Origin of the sequence: Parabacteroides sp. AF17-3 (genome assembly GCF_003635445.1) — a bacterium.
Lineage (GTDB): Bacteria > Bacteroidota > Bacteroidia > Bacteroidales > Tannerellaceae > Parabacteroides > Parabacteroides goldsteinii.
In genome coordinates, this window is record NZ_QTMM01000011.1 from 186,645 (window position 1) to 211,996 (window position 25,352).

General features: G+C 43.1%; 21 protein-coding genes. 7 read left to right on the forward strand and 14 right to left on the reverse strand.

Annotated features, from left to right (window positions below):
• Positions 1–7 precede the first annotated feature (7 nt).
• From DWW91_RS15875 to DWW91_RS15895, 5 genes are all read right to left on the reverse strand, one after another.
• On the reverse strand, positions 8–1,282 hold the full coding sequence (locus DWW91_RS15875; protein WP_232312623.1) for an O-antigen ligase: 1,275 nt from the start codon (positions 1,280–1,282) through the stop codon (positions 8–10).
• Positions 1,186–2,226 (reverse strand): glycosyltransferase family 4 protein, encoded by a 1,041-nt coding sequence (locus DWW91_RS15880; RefSeq protein WP_048317763.1) that lies wholly within the window; start codon positions 2,224–2,226, stop codon positions 1,186–1,188. The genes DWW91_RS15875 and DWW91_RS15880 overlap by 97 nt, the downstream gene beginning before the upstream one ends.
• A 3-nt stretch (positions 2,227–2,229) precedes the next feature.
• Positions 2,230–3,297, reverse strand: coding sequence for a glycosyltransferase (locus DWW91_RS15885; RefSeq protein ID WP_048317761.1), 1,068 nt, complete (start codon positions 3,295–3,297; stop codon positions 2,230–2,232).
• Positions 3,282–4,139, reverse strand: a complete 858-nt coding sequence (locus tag DWW91_RS15890; RefSeq protein ID WP_233584504.1) for an MraY family glycosyltransferase — start codon at positions 4,137–4,139, stop codon at positions 3,282–3,284. Before DWW91_RS15890 ends, DWW91_RS15885 begins: the two co-directional genes overlap by 16 nt.
• A 914-nt stretch (positions 4,140–5,053) precedes the next feature.
• Positions 5,054–6,010 carry a site-specific integrase gene (locus DWW91_RS15895; protein WP_122328303.1) on the reverse strand — a complete coding sequence of 319 codons (957 nt, stop codon included), beginning with the start codon at positions 6,008–6,010 and terminating at the stop codon, positions 5,054–5,056.
• Positions 6,011–6,115: 105 nt separating this feature from the next.
• On the opposite strand from DWW91_RS15895, the gene DWW91_RS15900 reads away from it, so the two are divergent.
• Complete coding sequence (locus tag DWW91_RS15900; protein ID WP_122328304.1) at positions 6,116–7,660, forward strand: ClC family H(+)/Cl(-) exchange transporter; 1,545 nt, start codon at positions 6,116–6,118, stop codon at positions 7,658–7,660.
• A gap of 61 nt (positions 7,661–7,721) precedes the next feature.
• Here the strand turns inward: DWW91_RS15900 and DWW91_RS15905 are convergent, their stop codons facing one another.
• Entirely contained in the window at positions 7,722–9,398 is a 1,677-nt protein-coding gene (locus DWW91_RS15905; RefSeq protein WP_007659165.1) for a putative transporter, read from the reverse strand.
• Positions 9,399–9,509: 111 nt separating this feature from the next.
• Between DWW91_RS15905 and DWW91_RS15910 the strand changes: the two genes are divergently transcribed.
• Together DWW91_RS15910 and DWW91_RS15915 are read left to right on the forward strand one after the other, a co-directional pair.
• Complete coding sequence (locus DWW91_RS15910; protein WP_122328305.1) at positions 9,510–10,319, forward strand: peptidylprolyl isomerase; 810 nt, start codon at positions 9,510–9,512, stop codon at positions 10,317–10,319.
• A 12-nt stretch (positions 10,320–10,331) separates the two neighbouring features.
• Entirely contained in the window at positions 10,332–10,724 is a 393-nt protein-coding gene (locus DWW91_RS15915; protein ID WP_007659163.1) for a hypothetical protein, read from the forward strand.
• Between the two features lie 6 nt (positions 10,725–10,730).
• Here the strand turns inward: DWW91_RS15915 and DWW91_RS15920 are convergent, their stop codons facing one another.
• From DWW91_RS15920 to DWW91_RS15955, 8 genes are read right to left on the reverse strand one after another with little or no spacing between them, the layout of a single operon-like run.
• A complete protein-coding gene (locus DWW91_RS15920) occupies positions 10,731–11,174 on the reverse strand; it encodes a VOC family protein (protein ID WP_122328306.1) in 444 nt (147 codons plus the stop codon).
• A gap of 54 nt (positions 11,175–11,228) precedes the next feature.
• Complete coding sequence (locus tag DWW91_RS15925) at positions 11,229–12,809, reverse strand: NAD(P)/FAD-dependent oxidoreductase (protein ID WP_007659155.1); 1,581 nt, start codon at positions 12,807–12,809, stop codon at positions 11,229–11,231.
• Positions 12,810–12,815: 6 nt separating this feature from the next.
• A complete protein-coding gene (locus DWW91_RS15930) occupies positions 12,816–13,514 on the reverse strand; it encodes an outer membrane beta-barrel protein (RefSeq protein ID WP_007659151.1) in 699 nt (232 codons plus the stop codon).
• The gene (locus DWW91_RS15935) at positions 13,511–15,295 is read right to left on the reverse strand and encodes a hypothetical protein (RefSeq protein ID WP_010803447.1); all 1,785 of its coding nucleotides are present in this window, start codon (positions 15,293–15,295) and stop codon (positions 13,511–13,513) included. Before DWW91_RS15935 ends, DWW91_RS15930 begins: the two co-directional genes overlap by 4 nt.
• A gap of 12 nt (positions 15,296–15,307) precedes the next feature.
• The gene (radA, locus tag DWW91_RS15940) at positions 15,308–16,681 is read right to left on the reverse strand and encodes a DNA repair protein RadA (protein ID WP_122328307.1); all 1,374 of its coding nucleotides are present in this window, start codon (positions 16,679–16,681) and stop codon (positions 15,308–15,310) included.
• A gap of 34 nt (positions 16,682–16,715) precedes the next feature.
• The gene (locus tag DWW91_RS15945) at positions 16,716–17,672 is read right to left on the reverse strand and encodes a hypothetical protein (protein ID WP_007659146.1); all 957 of its coding nucleotides are present in this window, start codon (positions 17,670–17,672) and stop codon (positions 16,716–16,718) included.
• A gap of 35 nt (positions 17,673–17,707) precedes the next feature.
• On the reverse strand, positions 17,708–18,250 hold the full coding sequence (locus tag DWW91_RS15950; protein ID WP_007659143.1) for a ferredoxin domain-containing protein: 543 nt from the start codon (positions 18,248–18,250) through the stop codon (positions 17,708–17,710).
• A 35-nt stretch (positions 18,251–18,285) separates the two neighbouring features.
• Positions 18,286–20,406, reverse strand: a complete 2,121-nt coding sequence (locus DWW91_RS15955; protein WP_122328334.1) for a KamA family radical SAM protein — start codon at positions 20,404–20,406, stop codon at positions 18,286–18,288.
• 653 nt (positions 20,407–21,059) lie between these two features.
• On the opposite strand from DWW91_RS15955, the gene DWW91_RS15960 reads away from it, so the two are divergent.
• From DWW91_RS15960 to DWW91_RS15975, 4 genes are all read left to right on the forward strand, one after another.
• Complete coding sequence (locus tag DWW91_RS15960; RefSeq protein ID WP_007653559.1) at positions 21,060–21,341, forward strand: HU family DNA-binding protein; 282 nt, start codon at positions 21,060–21,062, stop codon at positions 21,339–21,341.
• A gap of 213 nt (positions 21,342–21,554) precedes the next feature.
• Entirely contained in the window at positions 21,555–22,241 is a 687-nt protein-coding gene (locus DWW91_RS15965) for a response regulator transcription factor (RefSeq protein WP_007653558.1), read from the forward strand.
• A 15-nt stretch (positions 22,242–22,256) separates the two neighbouring features.
• Entirely contained in the window at positions 22,257–24,023 is a 1,767-nt protein-coding gene (locus tag DWW91_RS15970; protein WP_122328308.1) for a cell wall metabolism sensor histidine kinase WalK, read from the forward strand.
• Positions 24,024–24,108: 85 nt separating this feature from the next.
• Positions 24,109–25,350, forward strand: coding sequence for an Hsp70 family protein (locus DWW91_RS15975; RefSeq protein ID WP_010803449.1), 1,242 nt, complete (start codon positions 24,109–24,111; stop codon positions 25,348–25,350).
• Positions 25,351–25,352: the final 2 nt, after the last annotated feature.

Genomic DNA, 25,352 nt, shown 5'->3' on the forward strand with positions numbered 1-25,352 from the left:
CGAACAATTATTTTACATTAATTACTTTATTACACTCCGACAACAACAGCCACAGAAAAAAACATAAGTAGGCCCCCGAAGACACTACATACCCTTCAAAAAACAGGTGAAAAAAGAACAAAAACAACAGAGAACCCAAAAAATAGCCATTTATACCGACCGATTCCCTTTGGAACATCCGGTACATAAAAGACAGATACGGAATAAAAAAAGCCAGGAAACCCGTTATCCCCATTGAAGACAGCAGAAATAACCAACTGCTCCCCGGTTCAATAGTCCCGGTCTCCAGATTTACTTTGTTTGTCTTTGCGTAGTCAGGCTTTACGGTAGCAAATCCGACTCCAAAGATGGGAAATCCCTTAAATTCGGTCATACGGGCATCCCATAAATCATCTCGTGAACGGGTCAAACTACCTGCTATTTTACCACCTTCCATTTTAGAACGTATTCTTTCCGTATAAGGCCACCAAATACCGGCTGTCAATACAGCTAATATAGCCAGCATAAATACGAGCCGTGCCAACCGTTCCACACGATGACGATAAATCCGGCTATAAAAAAAAGCAACAGCCATAACAGAACTTGCCAATGCGGCACGGGAACCGGCCAGTAATAGTACGGCGAATGAAATAACCGTAATTCCAATTTGTTTATATCGTTCACAAATTCCGGAAGACAAATAAAAACGGTACAAACTATATACCATTGAAATACCTGCTAACGGACCGAGCAGCATGGATTGATTTGTCAATCCACGGAAACCGCTGTACCCATGTACAAAAGGTAACCTGAATGCCCATGCAAAGAATGAGATTATCACAATCCACCGGATAACCGCTAACACATATACAAAAAGCAAACGCCTCCACGTAACCATATACGGATTTATAAAGAAAGGGCCGACAGCAAAGACTACAGATAAAAAAGCCAGAACCCGAAACCATACTTTAAAATAAGCAGGAATCTCATTCACCCAGATAGAGATAAACAAGGCAACCAGAAAAGGTATGTAAGTGTATGATATTTTCAAACCTCCCCGTAAAACAAACCAGATAAAAAGGACTAAAAATACAGCATAGTATACATTATCCGGAATAGGATAAAAATAAGGTATGACCTTTGTCAGTGTCAACAAAAGGACACCCGGCAATGCAATGCGGGAAAGAATATCCGTCGTGGCAACCATCATTTCAATACGGCTAAAATACAATCGGCAACTTTCGACGGTGTAATCCTCTCTGACAGTTTCCTGCTTCTCCGCCCCATTTGTACCCACTGCCACTCCGGCAAACGGATAAAACGTTCGATAGTTTTACGAATAGAACGTTTATTCGCCGGCTTAAACAAAAATCCGTTTTCCCCGTCTTTCACAAAACAACTCACGGCACCGCAACAAGCGGATGCCAGTATCGGTAAACCGGCACAAGCGGCTTCATGTATCACCAGTGCCCAGGGTTCGGTAACAGAAGGTAAAATAAATGCACCCGCCTTTTCCAGCTCTTCCGCCAATTCTTCCTGCGGCATAAAATCTTTTATTTCGACATCCGGATATCCTTTCAGTTTAGGATAATCCGGTCCGTTCCCTATCAATACCAATTTCCAGTTTTTACGATCCGGTATCGTATTCCAGGCCTCCAAAAGATACGCCAAGCCTTTTTCTTTCGAAAATCTACCAATAAATACTAAACGACGCGGATATTCTTTTTCCCGCATTTTCAAATCGACGTTATGGAATAACTCCACATCGGCCGATAAATTATGCATCAGAATCTGTTCCTGCCGAAATCCCAATTTACGTGCATAAGCAACCTGCGGCTCACCCGATACAAACAAATGGCTGAACCACCTGCGATGACGAAAACGGGATACCAGGACATTGAACCATTGCATTCCCCCTCTCCATTGGGTATCGCTACTGGCTATTACGGGTATATGCAGTTGCTTACGAACTTTGCCTGCCACTTCGTTATATAAGGGATCTATCCAACCGGCAGTCCAAATCAAATCAGGTTCCAACCTTTTTACCAAGCGGAATAAATGGTCGGGATCCCAAAACGAAGAACGGTTGTAATACGTGACGCCTTCCAACTGGGGAGGCAAATAAGGTGTCTTCTTGTTTGAATCCGACAATACGACATGTACATGGCATTCCCTATCGACCAACGCCTTTATAACTATTACATTATAAGGCATTAGCTCTGTATACAAAATTACAATGGTAATCATATGTTATTTAGATATAAGTCGTCTGAAAATACGGTAAACACCATCAAAATGATACCGCATATAGAATAAAATCCGATAATAACTATCTGTCATTCCGGATGTTGTTTTAAACAGAAAGAAATAAAACATTCTTTGCTGGAAACCGGCAGGACGTGACAATATGAGATCCCGTCTTAATAAGCCGTTTTGCTTAAATTCCTTTTCCAGACATTCGATACGTTCCCTGCGCGTAAGAGGACAATTCTTTTTATAAAAACTTGCCGCATACGCAGAATAATCGGTAATTCTTCCAGACCTCAGATAGGATTCCATATCATTGCTATTCCAGTCATGTATTCTGAAAAAGTGACGAAACGCATCTTCCGTCAGTTGACAGGCCTGCAAATGGTCTGATGAAAAAGAACCGGCAGCACTCATCTCATCCCGGCATAAATAATGATAAGGACTGCTATCCGGAATAAAACCGATTCTTTCGGCAAACGAAAATGCACGCAGGTTGAATACCAAATCTTCATGGGGTAACATTTCCATAAACCGGACTTTTTGTTTTTTCAGTAACTCGGAGCGGTATAATTTATTATAGGCTACCGCAAACATTTTTTTCTCTTTCAACAATAGAAAAGCATCCAGTGATGTTACTGCCGGCCATTCTGTAATCGATTCTACAAATCGGTTTTCCTTTTTCCGGTTATCACGCAGCCATTCTGTTGTTACCCCTGTAACGACAATATCCAGGTTATCCGTTTCCGCTTTCGCATAAAGAGAAGAAAACATCTCCGGTTCGATCCAATCATCCGAATCGACAAATCCGATATATTCTCCTGTCGCCAATTCTAACCCGACATTACGTGTCGCTCCCGGATTTCCGTTTCTTTGATGTACCACCCTGATACGTTTGTCCTGCAAGGCATACTGTTCTGCAATACGCCCGCTGTTATCGGTCGAGCCGTCATCTACCAGTATAATTTCCAGTTCTTTCAATGTTTGATGGCAAATACTGTCCAGGCAAGCCGGCAGATATTTCTCCACATTATAAACCGGTACAATGACCGAAATCATTTTCTTTTCCATATTTTCAATGATTTACTCAACAGGATACCAAGCAGCAAATCGACTATCAATATAATAGTTATATTACAGAAGCCTGTCAACCAATTATTCAGGACCAATAATACGATTGTAAATACCAGAATAAGTTCCGTTGCCTGTAAATGAGTCATGCTCGCAGCCAAACATTTATGATGCAAATGATTCTTATCGGCAATAAATAAGGGACGGTGGTGCATAGCGCGTACCAGCATGACACGAAGGACGTCGAACATCGGAATGAATAATAAGGTAAACGGAATTACCAGATTCTTTACATCCGGTTCCGTTTCCGATACATACACAGCATATTTAATGACCAGAAAAGACAACAGATATCCCAACGACAACGCTCCGGCATCTCCCATAAACATCTTGGTTCCTTTGACAGTACGGCCCCATACATTAAAATATAGAAAGGGTATCAGGCAACCCAACGCCGAAAAAGCCAACATCGAATATAGCCATAACCCTTTGAGAGAAAACATCAGCCCAATCACCAGGAAAGAGAAAGCACTCCCTCCCGCTGCCAATCCGTCGATGCCATCGATCAGATTGACCGCATTTGTTATAAAAACGATCAACAAGACTGTAAACGGAATCGCGATATATTCCGGCAATATGTACACCCCAAACAATCCGTATAAATTATCCAGATAAAAGCCGGATACCGGAAGTAAAGAAGCCACAGCAAATTGTATAAAAAATTTCTTACGATAACGAACCCCTATCAAATCATCTTCTACTCCGGTCATATACAGGAACAAACATCCTGCCGACAAAAATAAAAATTCCAGTAAGATATTGCCATTTAATTGATGATTCATCGGAAAACCAATCAAATAACGATAACCGACTACTAATGACATAGACAAAACAATGGAAGGAAAAAATGCCAGACCACCTAAACGGGGTATTTTTTCATGATGACACTTCCGCCTATTCGGCGTATCATATAATTGTTTGCGTCGCGATATATTCAAAATTTGAGGAAGAAACATCAGAGAAAAGAAAAATGACAAAATCAAACAAAGAAATAAAGATATCTTACTTTTCAATGGCTCTCCGGTAACAACATCCAAAACAACTAAAAATGAATTAGTTAACATGCATTTATTATTTGAGGGTTGATATAACAAAGGTCGTCAGTCCCATTCCTGAGGGTGACATACTAGTGCTTTTTATTTTGACCCTTATTTATAGAATAAGGGTCATTGAGTTTAAATCACTATATATCAACACAGTAACAGCACGATTTATATAGAGAGTAAGTAAAAAATCACTAACGATGTCTATTTACATTCTATATATAACCCGGAAATAATCAGTTGTCTGAAAAAGGAAAGGACAAGAAACTGGAAATGGAAAAATGATAGTGTTTATTTAGTAAAATAATATTACAAAACTCAGGATTCCTTAAATAAATGTCAATCTATTTGTTTCTGATAGTTGGAGTGTTCTGCTAAGATCAGTTAATGGTTTTATAGCGGTTAATCTTGAATTTCATAATGGTTTCATTTTTAGGTCTTTCCGTATCGTTTTTTCATGAATTTCAGTAAGATTATCTTAATATTAATCTTTTTTAAGACACAAATTTTCTTCTTACTACAATTTTATCAATAGTAATTTTTTACTTTTGCACTGTCAAAGATTTTCAAGCTATCTGGTAGTATAGGGTATAGATTTCGTAATTATAATCCTACCAGTTTATAGACAATGACCCTTATTCTATAAATAAGCGTCAATTCTTATAACTTCTTTTACTTACCCATTTTTCCACAAAGTCAATGATTTTCAAATTAACCCTGTCAATGATATTTTGATCCAATTCTTTTAAATAAAAGAGTGTTGTTCTTTCGGAAGTATGCCCCAAGGCCTGACTGATCACAGCAACCGGAACAGAGTTTTCTTTTGCCTGCATAGCCCAGGAATGGCGGGCTACATAAGAGGTCAGTTTTACCGGACAATCTATCATATCCCCTATCGTAGCTAACCGTCGGTTGTATGTTCTTAAAGCGACTTTATATCTCTCATAAGAAACATTTTCCGATTGTAATACCGGAAATAGCAGGTTGGAATTATCCCTGGCATATTTTTCCAATAAACGACGCATACCCGAAGTAATCGTCACGCGGATTTCTGTTTTTGTCTTCACACGGTAATAGACAAGTACATTGCCACGTACATTATTTCGTGTCAGATGCGCCAAGTCAACAAACGCCATTCCGCATGCCATAAAACTGAACAAGAACAGATCGCGGGCAAAATCAAGACGCTTCTTCCCTTTTAAATCCAATTCCGTCATATCCTTAATGACCTGTATCCCCACTGAACGCTTATAAGTGGATATGGGGCGAAGATGTATTTTTTGAAAAGGATTTGTTTCAGGTGTAACCAGATTTTCAGATACAGCACTGTTGAATACGGTACGGAATATACTGGTGTAGTTGGTTACCGAATTAGGACTTAAATTGAGGGATTGCAGATAAGATACAAAATCTTTCACCAACAGGGGGTTCACTTGCTTCATTTTTAAAATATCCGTACCTACGAACCGCTCCAGATGCCCCAGGGTTACCTTATAGAGGGAAGCTGTACTTTGGGCTGATCCACTTTTCTCCTTTTCAAGAAAACTCATATAATTCAATAAATTTCCCCGAAAATTTCTTTTTACTTCTTTTACATACGATGTTTCCATAAAGTTGTTTTTTTAATTAGATTATATAGAACAAATGTAAAAGATAATTTGATAATGAACTTCTGCTAAAACCAAACTTGATTCAGTCTTGTTTTTATCGAGCTTATGAAGGTAAACTGGAGGATATTAAAACTGAAACTAGTGGATGCCAGGCTCTATTTCGTGAGCCTCATTGTAGGGTTGCTGACCGGGTTGGTGGCAGTTCCCTATCACTATTTATTACAGTTATTCTACAATTACCGGAAGGATTTCTTTGAATCGTCGCCACCCTGGTATCTTCATATTATTGCTTTCCTTACCTTCTGGGGGGTCCTCCTGTTTGTCGCCTGGATGGTGAGGCGATGGCCTTATATATCGGGCGGCGGTATTTCACAAACACGCGGGGCGATCAACGGAAGGATTGTATATAAGCATTCTTTACGGCAACTGCTGGCTAAATTTGCCGGTGGAGTACTGACATTAAGCAGCGGCCTTTCCATGGGGCGCGAAGGGCCGTCCGTCCAGATGGGATCGTATATCGGTGACCTGGTCGGTAAATGGGGACATATCCTGAGCGGTGAACGGAAACAGTTGCTGGCAGCCGGTGCCGGAGCCGGACTGGCGGCTGCCTTTGCCGCTCCATTGGCGGCTGCTACGCTGGTTATCGAATCGATCGAGCGGTTTGATGCGCCCAAGACGGCTATCACAACCATACTGGCCGGGGTGGTTGCCGGAACCATTGCCAATATGATCTTTCCCATAAATCCTTATCATGAGATAAATGCCGTGGCACCGGATTTGTCATTCTCGTTACAGATCAAACTATTCCTCTTGTTCGCCGTCATCGTCTCCGTTTTCGGAAAGTTCTATTCGCTGTTGATGCTTTACGTGAAAAGGTTATATCCGGCCATAAAACAACCGGAATACATCAAGTTGCTGGGATTACTGATCATGGCCTATACCATTTCACTGACGTTAACGGACCTGACCGGAGGCGGCGAACAGTTCCTGATGGAACAGGCTTTAGGCGGAAAAGAGAGTATCCTGTGGATAACCGGGATGATGTTGCTGCATATGGTGTTCACCGTCTATTCCTTTTCATCCGGACTGCCGGGTGGCAGTTTTATTCCGACACTGGTAACAGGGGGATTATTAGGAAAGATCTGTGCCTTATTGCTGGTGCAGCAGGGCATCATCGCACCGGAAAATATAAGTTACGTCATGTTGATCGGGATGGCTGCATTCCTGGTTGCCGTGGTACGTACTCCCATCACCGCTATTCTCCTGATAACAGAGATCACCGGCCATTTCGAAGTGTTTTATCCTTCGATCGTTGTCGGAGGACTGACGTATTATTTTACCGAGTTACTGGAAATAAAGCCTTTCAACGTCATGTTTTATGAAGAGATGATCAAGAAGCCGATCTTTCAGGAAGAAAAACGGCTGATACTAGATGTCGAAGTCATGGTAGGTTCTTATTTCGACGGGAAGCTGGTCGATACGCTCCACCTGCCCAATAACTGCATCATCATCAATATCCACCGCGACCGCAAAGACTTCCCTCCTGCCGGACAAACGATCCTGCCCGGCGACCAGCTGACTCTTGAAATCGATGCCCAGGACATCGAGAAGCTGTACGAGCCGCTGGTTAGTATGGCAAATATCTATTAGCCCCAATAAAAAAGGTGTCTGATAAAAACTCAAACACCTTTCCTATCTATGAATTGTTTGTTTACGCAAAGAACAATATCAACAATTGTGCTGTCAACACTCGCAGGAACATCGTCAACGGATAAACTGTTGCGTATCCCACAGACGGTGCATCGTTACCTGCCGTTGCGTTTGAATAGGCCAGTGCAGGCGGGTCGGTCGTACTACCGGCAATCAGACCCATCAGCGTGAAATAATTCACTTTGCAGAAATAGCGGCCGATACAACCGATAATCAGCAAAGGTACGGTAGTGATGATAAAGCCGTAACCGATCCAGGCAAAACCTCCATTGTTCACGATCGTGTCGACAAAACCGTCACCCGCACTGATACCGACACAGGCCAGGAACAACGTTATACCGATCTCACGCAACATCAGGTTGGCACTCTGAGTCGTATAAGTCACCAACTTATATTTATAACCGAAACGGCTGATCAGGATAGCCACGATAAGCGGACCACCAGCCAATCCCAATTTTACCGGCTGGGGAATACCCGGGAAAGTAATAGGAATACTTCCCAATACAATACCTAAAGCAATACCGATAAAGATAGTGATAAGGTTCGGCTCGTTCAAACGTTTCATCGAGTTACCCAATACCTTCTCTACGTTCGTTACGGCAGTTTCAGTACCTACTACATTTACACGGTCACCCACCTGAAGGGTCAGATGCGGCGTTGCAACCAGGTCGACACCGGCACGGTTGATACGGGTTATATTGATACCATACAGTTTACGCAGTTTCAACTGACCCAGACGCTTACCGTTCAGTTCCGGTTTTGTAATCAGGATACGGCGGTTGATAAACTGGCTTTCCATACGAATCCATTGTTTACGCTCCATATCGATCTCTTCACCAATGAAAGTTTTAATCGTTTGGGCATCCTGCTCCGTAGTAATGACAAAAACCTTATCATTCTCCATCAATACGGTATTGGCAGATACGATTTCAATCTGCTTGTCGCTATCGTGCCAGATACGTGAAATAACGAAATCACGATGTTCCAGAAGGTTTGATAACTCACCGACACTCTTACCGAAAACAGCCGGGTTCTTCACGATTAATGAAACAGGTTTTGCCTCATTCGTATGGGAAGCATCTTCATTGTTCAACTGTTCGTTTTCCTTGTCAAAGTTAACCCGGAACACGTAACGGATAAATATAATCGACAGGATAATACCGATAACACCCAACGGATAAGCAACTGCATATCCTAACGCTATCGTATTGTCCGTTGATCCGTACATATCGGAGAATGCCTGTTGTGCAGCACCCAGACCCGGGGTATTCGTTACAGCTCCTGACAGGATACCGACCATCGTCGGCATCGGAATGCCGGTTGCATAATGCAGGATAATAGCTGTTACCACCCCCAGGAATACAATCCCGCAAGCCAGCATATTCAACGTAATACCACCTTTCTTAAAAGAGGAGAAAAATCCAGGTCCCACCTGCATACCTACCGAGTAGACGAACAATATAAGACCAAATTCTTTAAAAAAGTGGATAACATTGTGATTGATCGTAAAGCCGAAATGCCCTAAAATGATCCCCACAAACAGTACCAGTGTGATCCCTAACGATACACCAAATACTTTAATTTTTCCCAATTGAATACCTGCCGCAATAACGAAAGAGAGCAACAGGATGGAGTGGCCAATGCCTTCGCCCCATAATAAATCATTGATCCAATTCATACTATTATATTAAAAAATCTTTTTGCCATTAAATAAAGTTCGCAAAGGTATACATTTAGTTTGTGTTTAACAACATAAACAGTATCTTTACCCGGGAAAAATAAAAAGATCATGAAGAAAATATATCGTATAGCACTTGCTTTGTTATTTGCCGCGACAGGGCTTAATGCTCAAAGCTCTGAAAAGACAGTAATTATCAACACGAACGTAGGGACCATGAAAGCCCGGCTGTATGACGATGTCCCGAATCATGTCCGTACATTTATCGCCCGGGCCAGACAAGGCGAGTTCAACGGGACACTTTTTACCCGTGTGATCAAAGAGTTTATGATCCAGGGAGGAGCGCCCGACTCAAAGAATGCACCGGCCGGAGCCCGTTGCGGTTTTGGTGATTCGTCGGCGGAGATCATGCCGGAGTTGAACGATAAATATTTCCACAAGAGAGGTGCGCTGGCCGCCCCGCGTCAAAACGATGATGTCAATCCGGAAAAGAAATCGGATATGTCGCAGTTCTTTATCGTACAAGGGAAAGTCTATCGCAACGGGGAACTGGATACGTTGGAATTGATTGCCAACCAGGACATACGAAAAAAAGCGCTGGATAAGTTCTACCGTCCTATTGCCGTCGACTTAAAAATGCTGAAACAAAGCAACAAACGGGAATACAACAAACGGGTAACAGCCGTCAACGCCCAGATAGATTCCATGATCCTGGCAACGCCGGGACACCTGATCTTTACAGACGAGCAACGGAAGGCATACACCACAGACGGCGGATGCCACCACCTGGACGGTATTTATACCATCTTCGGCGAACTGACCGAAGGATTCGATGTGTTGGATATCATTGCCAACCAGCCGAAAGATCAATATGACCGTCCTAAAAAAGATATCAGAATCATTAGTGTTATTATTGAATAAAACATCATTTATATGTTAAAAAGAGACTTTATCATGGTCCAGATAGAAGAACTGGGCAAAGTGATCGCCCAGATCATCTTCAACCGGAATGCTAACGCTGCCCGTAAAAATCCGGAGTTAATACAAACGGTCTACAGTTCACTCAAACTGGATCAGGATTTCCTGATGACCACATCTCCCGAAGAGATTCTCCGTTCTCTGGACAATGAAGATAACGGCGGTGTGTTACGCCTTGAAATAGCAATCAAGACCCTGATCGAGGACAGTTACCTCCAACCGGAAAACCAACCGCAAATACTCCTGCGGGCTAAAGAATTGCTGGAATACCTGCAAGCACATGACAGTACGTTCTCGCTGGAAAGGGTCAATTTGCTGAACGAGATCGAGGAACGGCTGAAAGAATAATTCTATTTACTGGAATTTCTTATTTTCTTCTATTAATTCTTCGCTATATTGTTCCGGAGCTAAGGGTGAAAAAAGTTCTATTAAATTATCTTCGGGATCACGCAGATGTACTGTGCGCGCTCCCCAATCAGCCATATCGGTTGGTTCATTAACGAATATCACACCCTTATCTTTCAGAATCATATAAGTGTTATCGACATTATCCACACTGAATGATACAAGTGATTTCTCTCGAAATCCCACAGGTAATTCTTTATCTGCATTGCCCACTGACGGAGCCATCCAGTCGGATACAAAAAGAGCAAATCCTTCTATTCCATCTGCTACTTTAAAACTTGCATAACCACTGTTTTCATCTCCCCAAGCAGGCTCTAAACCAAGCTGCCCGGCATAAAAATTAAAACATTTTTTGTAGTCTTTGACTAATAATCTTACATTACTAAACCTCATAATTGTTCTTTCTAAAATTTATCAAATAGTATTTCTTTATTCAGTTGGCAACTGTTACTTTTCCAATGCCGCCACTCCTTCCGCGCAACGTTCCCCATCGATCGCAGCCGACACAATACCACCTGCATAACCGGCTCCTTCCCCGCAAGGGAAAAGTCCTTTTATCGTAACATGCTGATAGGTGTCACGGTCCCGAAGAATACGGACGGGAGAAGAAGTTCGTGTTTCGACACCGATCATCAGTGCTTCATTGGTAAGAAAGCCTTTCGATACCTTTCCGAAATAACGAAAACCTTCACGCAAACGGCGGGTTACAAATTCCGGCATCCAGAAATGAAGCGGAGAAGCCAGCAAACCGGGAGTATAAGAGGAAACAGGCAGATCGAAGGAGTTTTTCTTGTTTACAAAATCGTTCATACGCTGTGCCGGTGCCGTCTGTTTCATGCCTCCGTTCAACCAGCAGACTTCTTCCAGCCGTTCCTGAAAGGCCATCAAAGCCAGTGGCGAATCAGCCGGGACCGTCACTTCTTCATGTTTCATCAGTTCGGTATAATCTTCCGGACGAATTTCGACCACCATTCCGGAGTTAGACCAACGGGAACCACGATTAGAGGGAGACATCCCATTCACGACGACCTGCTTCGGACCGCTCGCCGCCGGAACGACAAACCCGCCGGGACACATACAGAATGAATAAACGCCCCTCCCGTTCGACTGGGTAACGAAACTGTACTCGGCAGCCGGAAGATACTTGCCCCTTCCCTCCCTGCGATGATACTGTATCTGGTCGATCAGTTCCTGCGGATGCTCCAGGCGGACGCCTACCGCAATACCTTTCGCCTCTATCGGAATCTGCTGCTGATAAAGGTATCTGTAAACGTCACGTGCCGAATGTCCGGTTGCCAGGATTACCGGACCGTAAAAAGTCTTTCCGGTATTCGTCTCCACACCGATCACTTCGTCCTCTTTCAGGATCAAGGCATCCATACGGGTTTCAAAATGCACTTCACCGCCACAACGGATAATCTGCTCACGGATATTTTCTATCACCCGGGGGAGCTTGTCCGTACCGATATGCGGATGGGCATCGGCCAGAATAGAGGTACTCGCTCCGTGCTGGCAAAAAACATTTAATATCTTGTCTACCGAACCGCGTTTCTTGCTGCGGGTATATAATTTACCATCGGAATAGGCTCCGGCACCACCTTCACCGAAACTGTAATTCGATTCACTGTTTACCGTATGTTCGCGACTGATCAGGGCAATATCTTTCTTCCGTTCACGAACGTTTTTCCCCCGCTCGATAATCACCGGACGCAGTCCCAATTCAATCAGGCGAAGGGCAGCAAACAAACCACCCGGCCCGGCACCGACAACAACGACCTGTTTCCCTCCGGATACATCTTTATATTCTACCGACTGATATTCCGGCTCTTCCGGTTGTTCATTAATAAATACACGTAGCTTGACATTCACATAAATCGTACGCTGACGGGCATCGATAGAACGTTTCAATACACGCACGGCCTGAATATCTTTTGGCTGAGCACCGGTTTCATGCGCCACCACCTGTTTCAATGATTGCTCATTCACAGCCTCCTCCGGCAGGATGCGGAGTTGTAATTCTTGTATCATATCTGTTTATTTGCTTGTTAATGGGATATAATAGATAATACCTCCCTGAAGGCGCAAACCACTCCAATCGGGAGCTATCGTAAGCGACTGGCCTTTGTTCCTGAATCGTTTTGTCAGATCAAATTCATAACCGACATTTATATTCAATGCGAGTTTCTTATGTATCCGTATCTTTGCACCAACAGCAGGTTCAATAAAAAAGTTTGTTCCGTCAAGAGATTCGGAGTCTATTATTTCTTTTGGTCTTTCCGCTAAAGTAACTTCCTCCTCGACAGTACCGTTATTAAAAACAACGCCGGTTGAAAACTGCAAATAAGGCCTCACGATACATTCCGAAAAATCCGGTAAAGCAAAACGATAAAATCCTCCTAAACGAACTCCTTTCGTACGAATAGTAAAGTTGTAAGACGCTGAATAGTCAGAGACTCCTTTATTGCCTACAGTATTCATAAAATCAAGTAATAATCCGGCCTGATGCAATTTCCTCCATTCAAGCCCCAATTTAGCCTGATGAGTTATATAACCAGGAAAGTTATCGGTTGTTTTAACATGGTTCAAAGAAGGTTTTGCTTCGTCGAGCAACGACTTCATATCTCCCATTTTATAAGTTGCAAAACCGACATTATATTCCAGGGTCAACTCCTGAGCCTGCAATGACAATGTTGCCAACAGACATATTATAGTTATTATATAAATCCGTATCATTTCTGCAAGTATTTTTCAATGTTCAATATATATCCGTCGAACGACAATAAAGTATTACCTAACAAAAGGGGATAAATCCACGACGCTGTTTTTAATGTGAACAACACTTCTCCTTCGGGAGAAAGGACTTTGAGATTATTACTATTGTAAATCAACAAATTGCCGGTTAACGGATCGACATTAACCAGTTGCGCGTACATGTCTTTCCGTATAATCTTGATTCTCTTGAAATCCGGCAAATGAATCACCTCCACATAATCGTCGTAGGCGATCAGCAATTGATCGGGATGTACCGGATGAAGCATGCTTTTCCAATAAGTTCCATAAGAATACGGCATTTTGGTGTCTGCAACAATCTGATGATTATTCAATATGATCAGTTTCTGATCGAACCCATCCTCATACATCAGATATTTACCGTCGACCGACATTTGAGGAGTCAAAGCATTCGAAGGTATAGCAGCCAAATGTTCGCCCTCCAATGTTGAGAAATGCAGAATAGCCCCGCTTCCATCACCCTTGTAGGCACAATAAATCAATTCATCTGCTGCATTTATACCTAAAAGAGAAGAATAGCCTTCACAATCTACACTATTCAACAATGCCAATGTCCGACCATCAAAAACATTCGCCGGATTACCATCGGTAACAACCCTGCCGGATACCGGAGAGCTGAACACTCCCCACCCGGAACTTCGGTTATCGGACGATAACAGTTCGCCATCGGTAGAATAACATCGCAAAGAACCCGGCTCTTGGGCATACAGACAACCCGTCATCCGGTTATATACCCATCTCGCACCCCGTGATTCATACTGAAAAATTCCGGGCGATCCGACCTGCAATTCCCTGAATGTAGTCTTACCCGGATCTTCTGTAGAAACAAGAACCAAGCGGGCGTTATAAGTCGTTGTCATCGAACCGAACTCGCCGGGCGGCAATGACACTGTCGCCTTCCCGTCATCCGGCCTGAAAACAGTTCCGTCATCCAACCGAACAGAAATATCGGCCGGATAAGGGGTTTCCCAAGCCACCACTGTCTCTTCTATATCAGCTTTAACAATATAATACCGAATGGCATCCGGCATTTTAACCTCTCCCATTGGCCAGACCAATGTCGTATTTCCGTCACGCAGGTTCATCCGGATATTATAAACCGATTCCGCCCCCAGATTATTCTTATCCGTCCACGAAGTATTTCCGGCAGGAACAGTCACATCGACCGTGTATCCTTCAGAACCGCCGGTAATGGTGTACGACTGTAACTCAAGATGGGAAAGAACCGGTTCCGCCCAGTTCAAGGTCAAATACCCGTCAACACTAACTCCCTGTGATATAATAGAGGGCAATTCCATACTATAGTCGATAATTACCGGCCAACTCATCTTGAAAGAATATCCTTCTATTTCCATTTGGTCGGCAATACTACCGCTACCTGTCGGGGAATAACACTCACAGGTTAACGTATAATTCCCGGAAGGGAAAGTCGATGAGGAAATCATCAGAGAACCATTAGGTTGCAAATCCGAATCACTCCAAACGATATCGCCCATTTTAAACTTTAGTCCTTTGATATCTTTACCGAATGCTGTCAACGAATAATTTAATTCCGTCTCTTTATTGATTAAAATTGTCTGCCCGTCGGTAACAGCATTCAAATCAATACTGGCATTTGCCGAATCCTGAGGTTTCTCGATATCAACAAAATTTTCATGTATCTTATATTCACAACTCCAAAGCAAACAGATACAACACAAATAACAAATTAATTTACTATCCATAATAAAAAGGATTTAACCGAACAAATGCCGGAAAGCTTCTTCCACCTTTCTGACCTGTACGATTTGTATCTTACATTTATTCGTATCAAACCCTTTCAGGTTATTGTGAGGGATGATGATGCGTGAAAAGCCCAGCTTCTCTGCTTCCAGAATCCGTTGTTCGATGCGGTTGACCGGACGGATTTCGCCCGACAAGCCGACCTCGCCACACATACAAACGCCTTGTTCGATACTGATATCGAGACTCGACGAAAGGATAGCGCTGATAACAGCCAGGTCGATAGCCGGGTCGTTGACCTTCAGTCCCCCGGCAATGTTCAGGAACACGTCTTTCTGTATCAGCTTGAATCCGGCACGTTTCTCCAACACAGCCAGCAGCATATTCATTCTTCGCAAATCAAAACCCGTCGCACTGCGTTGCGGAGTTCCATAGACAGCCGAACTTACCAGCGCCTGTGTTTCTATCAGGAAAGGACGTATGCCTTCGATGGCGGCAGCAATTGCCACACCGCTCAATCCTTCATGGTTCTGTGTCAGCAACAACTCGGACGGGTTGCTGACTTCACGCAAGCCATCCTGACGCATCTCATAAATACCCAATTCAGCCGTGCTGCCGAAACGGTTTTTGATACTCCGGAGAATACGGTACATATAATGTTGATCGCCTTCAAACTGAAGAACGGTATCGACAATATGTTCCAGTACTTTCGGCCCGGCAATACTTCCTTCTTTATTAATATGGCCTATCAGCAGAACAGGGACACCGCTCTCTTTGGCATATTTAAGGATTGCTGCACTACACTCACGAACCTGTGAGACGCTGCCGGGAGAAGATTCAACGAGTTCTGTATAGATTGTCTGGATAGAGTCTATAATCAGTAAATCAGGCTGGACGTTACGGGCCTGGACAAATATCTGTTCCAGATTCGTTTCACTCAGAATGAAGCATTCCGGATTTTCGTGGGCGATACGGTCGGCACGCAGTTTCAGCTGGCGACTGCTTTCCTCACCCGATACATATAATGTCTTGAGATTGTTCAATCCCAGAACTGTTTGCAGGACTAAAGTCGACTTACCGATACCCGGTTCACCGCCAATCAGCACCAACGAGCCTTTCACCAAACCGCCTCCCAGGACACGGTTCAGTTCTTCATCTTTCAAATCAATCCGGGATTCTTCTTCGGAGGTAATATCACGTAACAGGACGGGACGTACTTTACCCGTTTCTGTTATACCGGGAATAATACGTTTTGCAGAAGATTCTTTGGTTGCAACGATTTCTTCCACATAGGTGTTCCATTCGCCGCAATTCGGACATTTACCGACCCACTTAGGAGAGTCTGCTCCGCAATTGGAGCAGACATATACTGTTTTTGTCTTAGCCATACATCTTTAAGATTTGGCGTAAAGATAGGAAAAGTTAGCCAAATAAGTCGAGTGTAAGTTGTTTCTTCTCCGCCTCCAGCTTACGCAGATGGCGCTTGCCTTGCGGAGTAACAATTTCCAGTTTGTCGAAACGGGTACGGATTACAGTCGTTACCGTATAGCTGATGTTAATTGTCTCGCCCAATTCACTTAGCTTACGAGCGATTTCCAGCACACAGTCGATACACATGCCGCTGGTGAAAGAAATCTTCTCGTCGAACATCTGCTTCTTGAAATCTTCATCGCACATGTAGAAGTCGATTGTCTCCCCGCCTTTATTATAGATACCTTTCCAACGGTAACGGCTATCTTTCAATACCGGCGAGATAATTTCGATGGTCGCTTTATTGTCTTTGATAGTCGGCAGGTCGTCCGAACGAAGGATGAAATAATCGAACTGTTCACGTTTCACCTCCAGAGAACCGGAACGGCTACGGTTATTTTCATTCAGTTCGCGTACATTAATCTTTGTCACTTTCGGATACCCACGCAACGCTTCATAGAAATTGGATTTATATTTACAGAACTTCGGCCAGGATGCCAGCAGTTCCACCAACTCACGGGGTATCAGGGCACCGGCCTGTTTCAGTTTAAGCGAACGCTTCAAAAGCGAGATTTCCTTCTGCATATTCTCTTCATCCGAATTGGTCCGGTCAACCAAAGGCTGCCCTCCGACAGACAAAGTAGGCCGGGTCAGTACCTGCATCAGAATATTTAATACGACAGAGATAGAACGCGAACTTTCGCCTGCTATCGGCCATACGACGCGGTATCCACCTTCTTGTGAAAAGGGTTCGCAATGAGCAGTCATCTTCACATCCAGCAAATCGGCCAGGACACGCAGCATGGAGAGTATCTCTTTTTCACACCGGTGCTTAATCCAGGCATCCATATAAGCGGATTTATCGTTAAATGAATAACGTATCTCAAGTTTGTTGTCAAACTTTATCATAGAGTCATCGAATTATTTGTCCAAATTCCAGCTAATTATTTCACAGGTTGTTCTTTGGGTTTGCGGTCAAAGAACGGGTTCTTCGAAGAGGCACTGACAGGGATAGCCATTACGCTCTTGCTCTCGCCCAGCCATCCCAGACGTTGGGCAGCCATCCCGGCACTAAACATCACACGGGTATCCAGTCGCAAATCGGAAGCCGTCGCACAAGCAGAACCGATGGCGATTCCCAAATCGACCGAGTTGATCGCACAAGGTACTTCTGCCGGCTTCTCCACACACGTTTCAAAACCGCAATGAGCACAGTTCAGTCCCTGCACCTGCTGGCGTGTACCCAATATCACAATAGCCTCCGCACTCAAAATATTATCCGCATCACGCAAAATAAACTTAAATCCGGTTTCTGCTGCCAGTTTCAGCATCTCGTCAGACAAACGTTGTATATCTTCACCGGTAACCATTGCAATCTCTATAATGTCAATCCCCTTACCTTTGGGAGCCGTACGAGCAGCCGTCATCATCTGACGGACAGCCTCTAACACATGTTCGTGCCGTATTTCTCTTTCGTTTTGTATCATTTCTTTATTGGTTTAGCAGGAACAAAGATACACTTTTACTCGTTTTCGAGTTCAAGATTAGTCATCTTTTCTGTGATGGCGAACGGATAATCCGGATATTCGTACAGACTGAAACGCGGTTCGGTCACTCCTTCGCAATAATTCCAGATGCTGCGATATTCTTTAACGTCCTCTCCCATTTCTTCCAATTGACGCAAATAAGCGGCTACCGACTTGTTCTCTACGATATATACTTCCCCCATCTTATTGATGATAGGGCTATGCCGGCGTCCGGTATCATGGTCAAACTTCAGGATTCGTTTTCCTTCAGCGGTGAGACCTACTGTTTTAAAAGTCATACTTTTACCAATAGCCGGCAGATTCAAGACACTACGGTCTGTTGCAGCAAACAACAAATGATTCTCTCTCAAGAAATTATACAATTTTCTTCCTAACGGGCGTTTATTGGTGACAATATCATCCAATTCGGCGAGTTTATCTTCGGGAACCAGGCCAAAAATCTTTTCTTCATATTGTTCCTGAAGCGAACGGCTGTTCGGGGTAAACACGGCATAGTTTTCATTAAACCCTTTTACCGAGAACGTATAATAGCAAATCACACCGACGGAATTAAGCGTCTGCCGCAGTTTGGCAGTATGTCCGCGCCGGGAAGCTGCAACCGTATAAACCAATTGGTTCGTTATCACCCATCCGGCATCCAATATCGCTTTTATAGCACGTTTGGCTTCGGGAGTTACTTCCAAAGGAGATTGGAAGTGGGTTTGAATAATAAACTGGGAGACTCCGATAGCAGAAGCCTTCTCTTTAAATTCTTTCAAAATTTCCACAAGTTCATCTGTAATGCGCAACGGCAGATAAGCCAGCAAACGCGAACCTAAGCGAACCCGCTGCAACTCGGCATATTTTTTACCCTCGGGCCGTTCTTCATTCGCTTTACGTTTACGGACAGCCATTTTATAGACAGCTTCCAATATCTTACGCAAAGTAGCATTCTGGCTCATCAGGGCGTCACCTCCGGTAATCAGAATATCCCGCAACTGGGCATCTTCTTCAAAGTAATGCATCAAACGACGGAGTTTCTTATCCCAGGTTTCCTTGGGTTTCAATGCTTCAAAATCGAAATTAAGACGTTCGCTCTGGAAATCATACATGCGCTGACAAGAAGCACATAAGCCTCCGCAGGCTCTTCCCATCGAATCAGGAATAAGAATGGCCACTTCCGGATAACGGCGGTGGATATTATGACCTTCAGGCAAAAGCCATCCGGCGGCATTCGGCTTACCGGCTTCCACGATATCCTCTTTTTCCCAGGCTTTTATATGACCGTATGTGTCAACCAGTTCATCTGAATAAAGGACATACGAACGAATCGTGTTGTCATCATAGCCTTCCGTTCCCGGATTCAGCAAGGATAAATAATAAGGTGTAACAAAAAACGGCATACCTTTCTTTCTGGCACGGGCCAACAGCTGCATCATCTCTTCCGAGAGGGATTCACCCAGAAAATAATTCAGTTCCGTCGGACTCTTGATAGCCAATGCCAGATGGAAACGGGCAGTGTTCCACCATTCCTGTACCTGATTATATTTTTCTTCGTAAGTCATCTCCGGTAAAAACTGATAACGGGATGACGGTGCACTCCTGCGCTCTATCTTCCGTATAAGCCGTTTTATAATACGGTCTTTATTTGCTTCACGGATTGCCACCACTTCTTCATCCAAACCGGTCGGCCAACGATGCATCTGACGCTTAACCAGGGAACGGTCCGGTTCGATGCTCTCGGGATGCTCCAGTAACTTGAACTGATGATAAAGGTCAATAAACAGGTCGGGAGAAACTTCGTCTGCCAGCTTTCCCGTCAGTAATTGCCAGAAATAAGTGATTGTTTGCACAGACAACTCCTCACCTGTTGAAAGTTCATCAATAGGAGACCCGTCATATTCGATTAAAAGTAAAATACGCTTCGCCACGGCATTTCCCATATTACTGCCACCTCCGTTGATTTCAATCCGGGAAGAAACGAATGAGCGCAGAGCCTCCCTGAACAATTTTATGTTCTGGCTCTCTTCCGCCATTGTCACCAAATGAGGAAAGTCCCTGTTAAACACTTTTAGTAAATAAGAATTGTCGTACGTTAGTTCTTTTCTTTTAATCATAAACATCGCTGCTTTTTATATTGATTAGAGTAATATTACAATCATGCCACTCACATAGGGAGAGATTATATCCGGGGATATACACTTACACTTGTCCACAAATATAATATTTTTAATCGGAAAACGATGAATATCCACTTTTAAAACATTCTAATAAGAGAAATATTTAAAGCAAAATGATATTTATGTGGCTATTTTACTACATTTTGATTTCATTTTTAGCATTCCACAAGAAACCAGGTATTTTACACTTCATAGAAAGCTTGAAAAATATATGTTTTCACTTGCAATCTTCAAAAACTATTTATATCTTTGTGAAAAGTAATTTTAGAGGCTCAAGCCTCACATTTTAGGTAAAGGTATTGGTCATTATAAGTATTAAAAAAGTCTACTTGTGAAAGTAGACTTTTTTATTTTTCACATTCTTTCATAGATGTATATTACAAACAGGTTTATTATATCCTTCTAAAAAGTCTTATTACAAACTCATTAAATAAAACATGACTATTATATTTACAACAACTTATCGTCATCTTGTCTTAACCAACCTCTCACTTTGAAACATAAAGTAAGCAGAATTTGCAAAAAACTTTTCTATAGTAATTTTTTTCACTAATTTTGCAACAGTATTAATCATTAAAACAATAATACCTATGAACAAAGCAGAACTTATTGTAGAGTTGGCTGAAAAAGCCGGTTTAAAAAAACAAAAGGCTAAAAAGGTCTTGGAAGCTTACATGGAGATCGTAACAGAAAAAATGTCCCAGAACGAAGAAATATCTATCGTTGGTTTTGGTACATTATTACCCAGACCGCAAAACAGCCGTTTGGCTCGTAATCCTAAAACAGGTACTCCGGTACAGATCCCGGCAAGAACAACAGTAAAGTTCAAACCAGGTAAATTCCTGCTGGAGGCTATGAACGGTAGCAAATAAAACCAAACCACTCCATATGTAAAATGAACGTCCGGACTATACCAATAGCACGGACGTTGTTCTTTTCTCCCCCCTAGACAAAAACGGCTGATGTAACAGAATCGTAACATATATTTCATTCAACCGAAATACCAAATGCCTTCCTTTGCAGAAAATAATTAATTTTGTAAACAAAGGAATGAATTATTCATTTCAAATTAAATAAAAAAGACTATGGATATGCCCCGAATTCTTGTTGTGGATGACGAAGAGGACTTGTGCGAAATCCTCAAATTCAATCTTGAAATAGAAGGTTATGAAGTGGATACGGCTTTTAGTGCGGAAGAAGCATTAAAAAAGGACCTGTCTGTCTATCAGTTGCTTTTGCTCGATGTTATGATGGGAGAAATCTCCGGATTCAAGATGGCGAGTATATTAAGAAAAGAAGAAAGCACGGCTGATATACCGATCATATTTCTGACAGCCAAAGATACTGAAAACGATATGCTGACAGGCTTTAACCTGGGAGCGGACGATTATATTTCAAAACCTTTTTCGATCCGCCAGGTTGTCGCACGTGTTAAGGCTGTATTACGGAGAACGACCGATAAAGAGAAAAACGAGACGAACGAACTTCTCGAATATGAAACATTAGCACTCGATCCCAAACGCATTAAAGCATCGGTAGACGGCAAGGAAGTCCCGCTGACCAAAAAAGAATTCGAGATTTTGAAATTACTGCTGGAGAATAAAGGAAATGTTTTCTCACGTGAAGAGATCCTGTCCCGTATCTGGAAAGATGAAGTATATGTGCTGGATCGAACAATCGACGTAAACATTACCCGTCTGCGTAAAAAGATAGGCCCTTACGGAAAAAACATCGTTACCCGACTCGGCTTCGGTTATTGTTTTGAGTACTAATCCTGTTATTTAATCATGGTAAGAGTAGAAAAGATGAAAAACCGGATACCTTTCAGCCAGCGGTTATTCTGGTCGATTTTTGTGATGTTCCTTGGATTTACAGTTTGCTTCCTGTTGTTTCAATACCAACGGGAACGGGAATTTTCGCAGGAGAAGTTGAATAATGTATTGAGTAACTACAATTACCAATTATTTAGCCGTACCCAACAGGATACCGACATTAAGAAGACGGTAAGGCAATTTATCGAAGATATTCCGCAAAAAGAATTGCGTGTCACCATTATCGATCCCAACGGAAAAGTCTTGTTCGATAATAGCAGGACAGAAGAATTCAACAACCATAACGATCGTAGCGAAGTGCGCAAAGCCCGTTTGTATAATGAAGGCTTTGCCATCCGCACCTCGGGATCGACGGGCAGACGGTATTTTTATTCGGCCAGCAATATAGGCAGTTATATCTACCGTTCGGCGCTCCCTTATGATCCTTATGTGCAAAGTGCCTTATCCACGGATAAGGACTTCATCTATTTTATGATACTGATGACATTGATCTTTTTCTTTGTCCTCTCCCGCTTTACATTCAGTATCGGACGGACCATATCCAAGCTACGGGACTTTGCCCTGAACATAGAAAAGGACCGGATACCGGAAAACGATTATATCTTCCCCAACGATGAACTGGGAGATATCTCAAAGAACATTGTCACACTGTATCACCGGCAACAAAAGGCCAAAGACGAGCTTTCCATGGAACGTGAAAAGCTGATAAAGCATTTCCAGTACGCCAAAGAAGGATTCGCCATGTTTACCGCCGAAGGGAAAGAGATATTGTCGAATATCCTGTTCATCCAGTTCTTAAATGTTATTTCCGACAATCAGATCCGTCAGGCTGAAGATGCCCAGGATATCCGGGAACTTGAACCCATTAAGGCTTTCCTTAATAAAAATATCCCTAATATGAACCGGAAACGGAAAGTGTTACGCGAATCTGTAACGATCGATAAAAACGGGAAAATATTTCTGATCGAATGTATCCTGTTCCTGGATAACAGCTACGAAATATCCATCAATGATATTTCACGCCAGGAAGAAGAGAGCCGGATGAAACGCCAGCTTACCCAGAATGTCGCCCACGAACTGAAAACACCCGTCAGCAGCATTCAGGGATATCTGGAAACGATTATCAGCAATCCGGAACTTACTCCCGACAAACGCCAGTTCTTCCTGGAACGTTGCTACTCACAGAGTACGCGCCTGACCGGATTATTACGTGACATCTCTGTACTGAACCGTTTGGACGAGGCGTCCGAAATGTTCGACTTGTCCGACATAAATATCCCGAAACTGATCGTCGAGATCCAGAAGGAATGTTCGAAAGAGATGGAAGAAAAACAGATCACATCTGAAGTTATTCTGCCGGGCGATCCTACGATACATGGCAATTACTCCCTATTGTATTCCATTTTCCGTAACCTCTACGACAATGCGATCGCATATGCCGGAGAAGGAAGCCAAATAACCGTGAACTGTTATAAAGAAGATCCGAAATTTTATTATTTCAGTTTCGCTGATAACGGTGTGGGTATTTCGGAAGAACATATCAACCGCATCTTCGAACGGTTCTATCGGGTGGATAAAGGACGTAGCCGCAAAGTCGGCGGAACAGGACTGGGATTGTCTATCGTCAAGAATGGGGTTAATTTCCATAAAGGACAGATTTCGGCAAAGAGTAGTCCGGGCAAAGGAGTGACCTTCTTCTTTACCCTGAAGAAAAAATTATAAACATAAATTACAGGTATATATAGTATAAAAATGTGTCGTATTTTATATCTTCGCGCCCTATTTTCCTATAAAAAACAAGGCAAAGATGAATATAAACGAGTTGACATGCGGTCTGGACTTCGGAACATCAAATTCCATTATATCGCTGACAGACAAAGCAACACGGAAAGAAGTATTTTCGTATAGCGAAAGTTCCATTCTGTATTTTCCGGACACAAACGAGATGAAATACTATGTGGGTAAAGAGGCCCAGGATAAATATATTGAAGAAGAGATGACCGGGCGTCTGCTGAAATCCGTCAAGACGCTGCTCCGCCAGGACAAGTTTCTTTCTACCTGGATATTCGGTAAAAGAATGACGCCCGATCAACTCGTTACCTGCATCATCCGCCATTTGAAAGAGAAAGCGGAAGCCTTCGCCGGAGCGGAAATCACGGATGTGATACTTGGAAGACCTGCCGTTTTTTCGGAAGACCCCAAGCAAGAGACTTTGGCAGTCAACCGCCTGACGCTTGCCGCCCGTAACGCCGGTTTCAGAAACATCAAATTACAATTGGAACCGATTGCCGCCGCCCTCTCCTATGAGCAACGGCTCGACCATAGCGAAAACGTACTGGTTGCCGACCTCGGTGGCGGTACTTCCGACTTTACCATCATGAACCTTTCTCCCGATAAAATCCGTAAGGAAGACCGCAAAGACGATATCATCGCTCACGGTGGTGTCTATATCGGCGGTGACTTGTTCGATTCGGAAATCATGTGGTACAAAGTGACTCCCCATCTGGGCCGGGGCGTAAAATACCAATCGTACGATAAAGAGATTGAAATACCTTCCATTCTCTACCGCGAACTGAAAAACTGGGAAAGGACATTTATGTTGAAGGAGAGCAAACTGCGCCGTTCGATGGATAACTACTACCATCTCTCAGGCAACAATCCTAAGATAGATAATGTAAGAGTTTTGATCGATAATAACTATGTCTTCTCCCTGTTCAAAGGAATCGAGCAATCCAAAATAAACCTCTCGACCGGAGAAGATACAACAATCGACTTTGAAAAAGAGACAATCCATATACATGAGCCTTTCACGCCCGGTGAGTTTGCTACGATCATCGAACGGCATACTACCGAGATCGAACGATATATCCTGAAAATACTGGACACAGCGCAATATAACGCAGCAGATATCGACTCCGTCTTTATCACAGGAGGTAGCAGCCTTGTCATTCCGGTAAGGGAGATACTTTACCGCATCTTCGGAAAAGATAAGATACGTACGGGGAATACTTTTAATAGTGTAGCTTACGGGTTATCCTTGAGTTACTAACT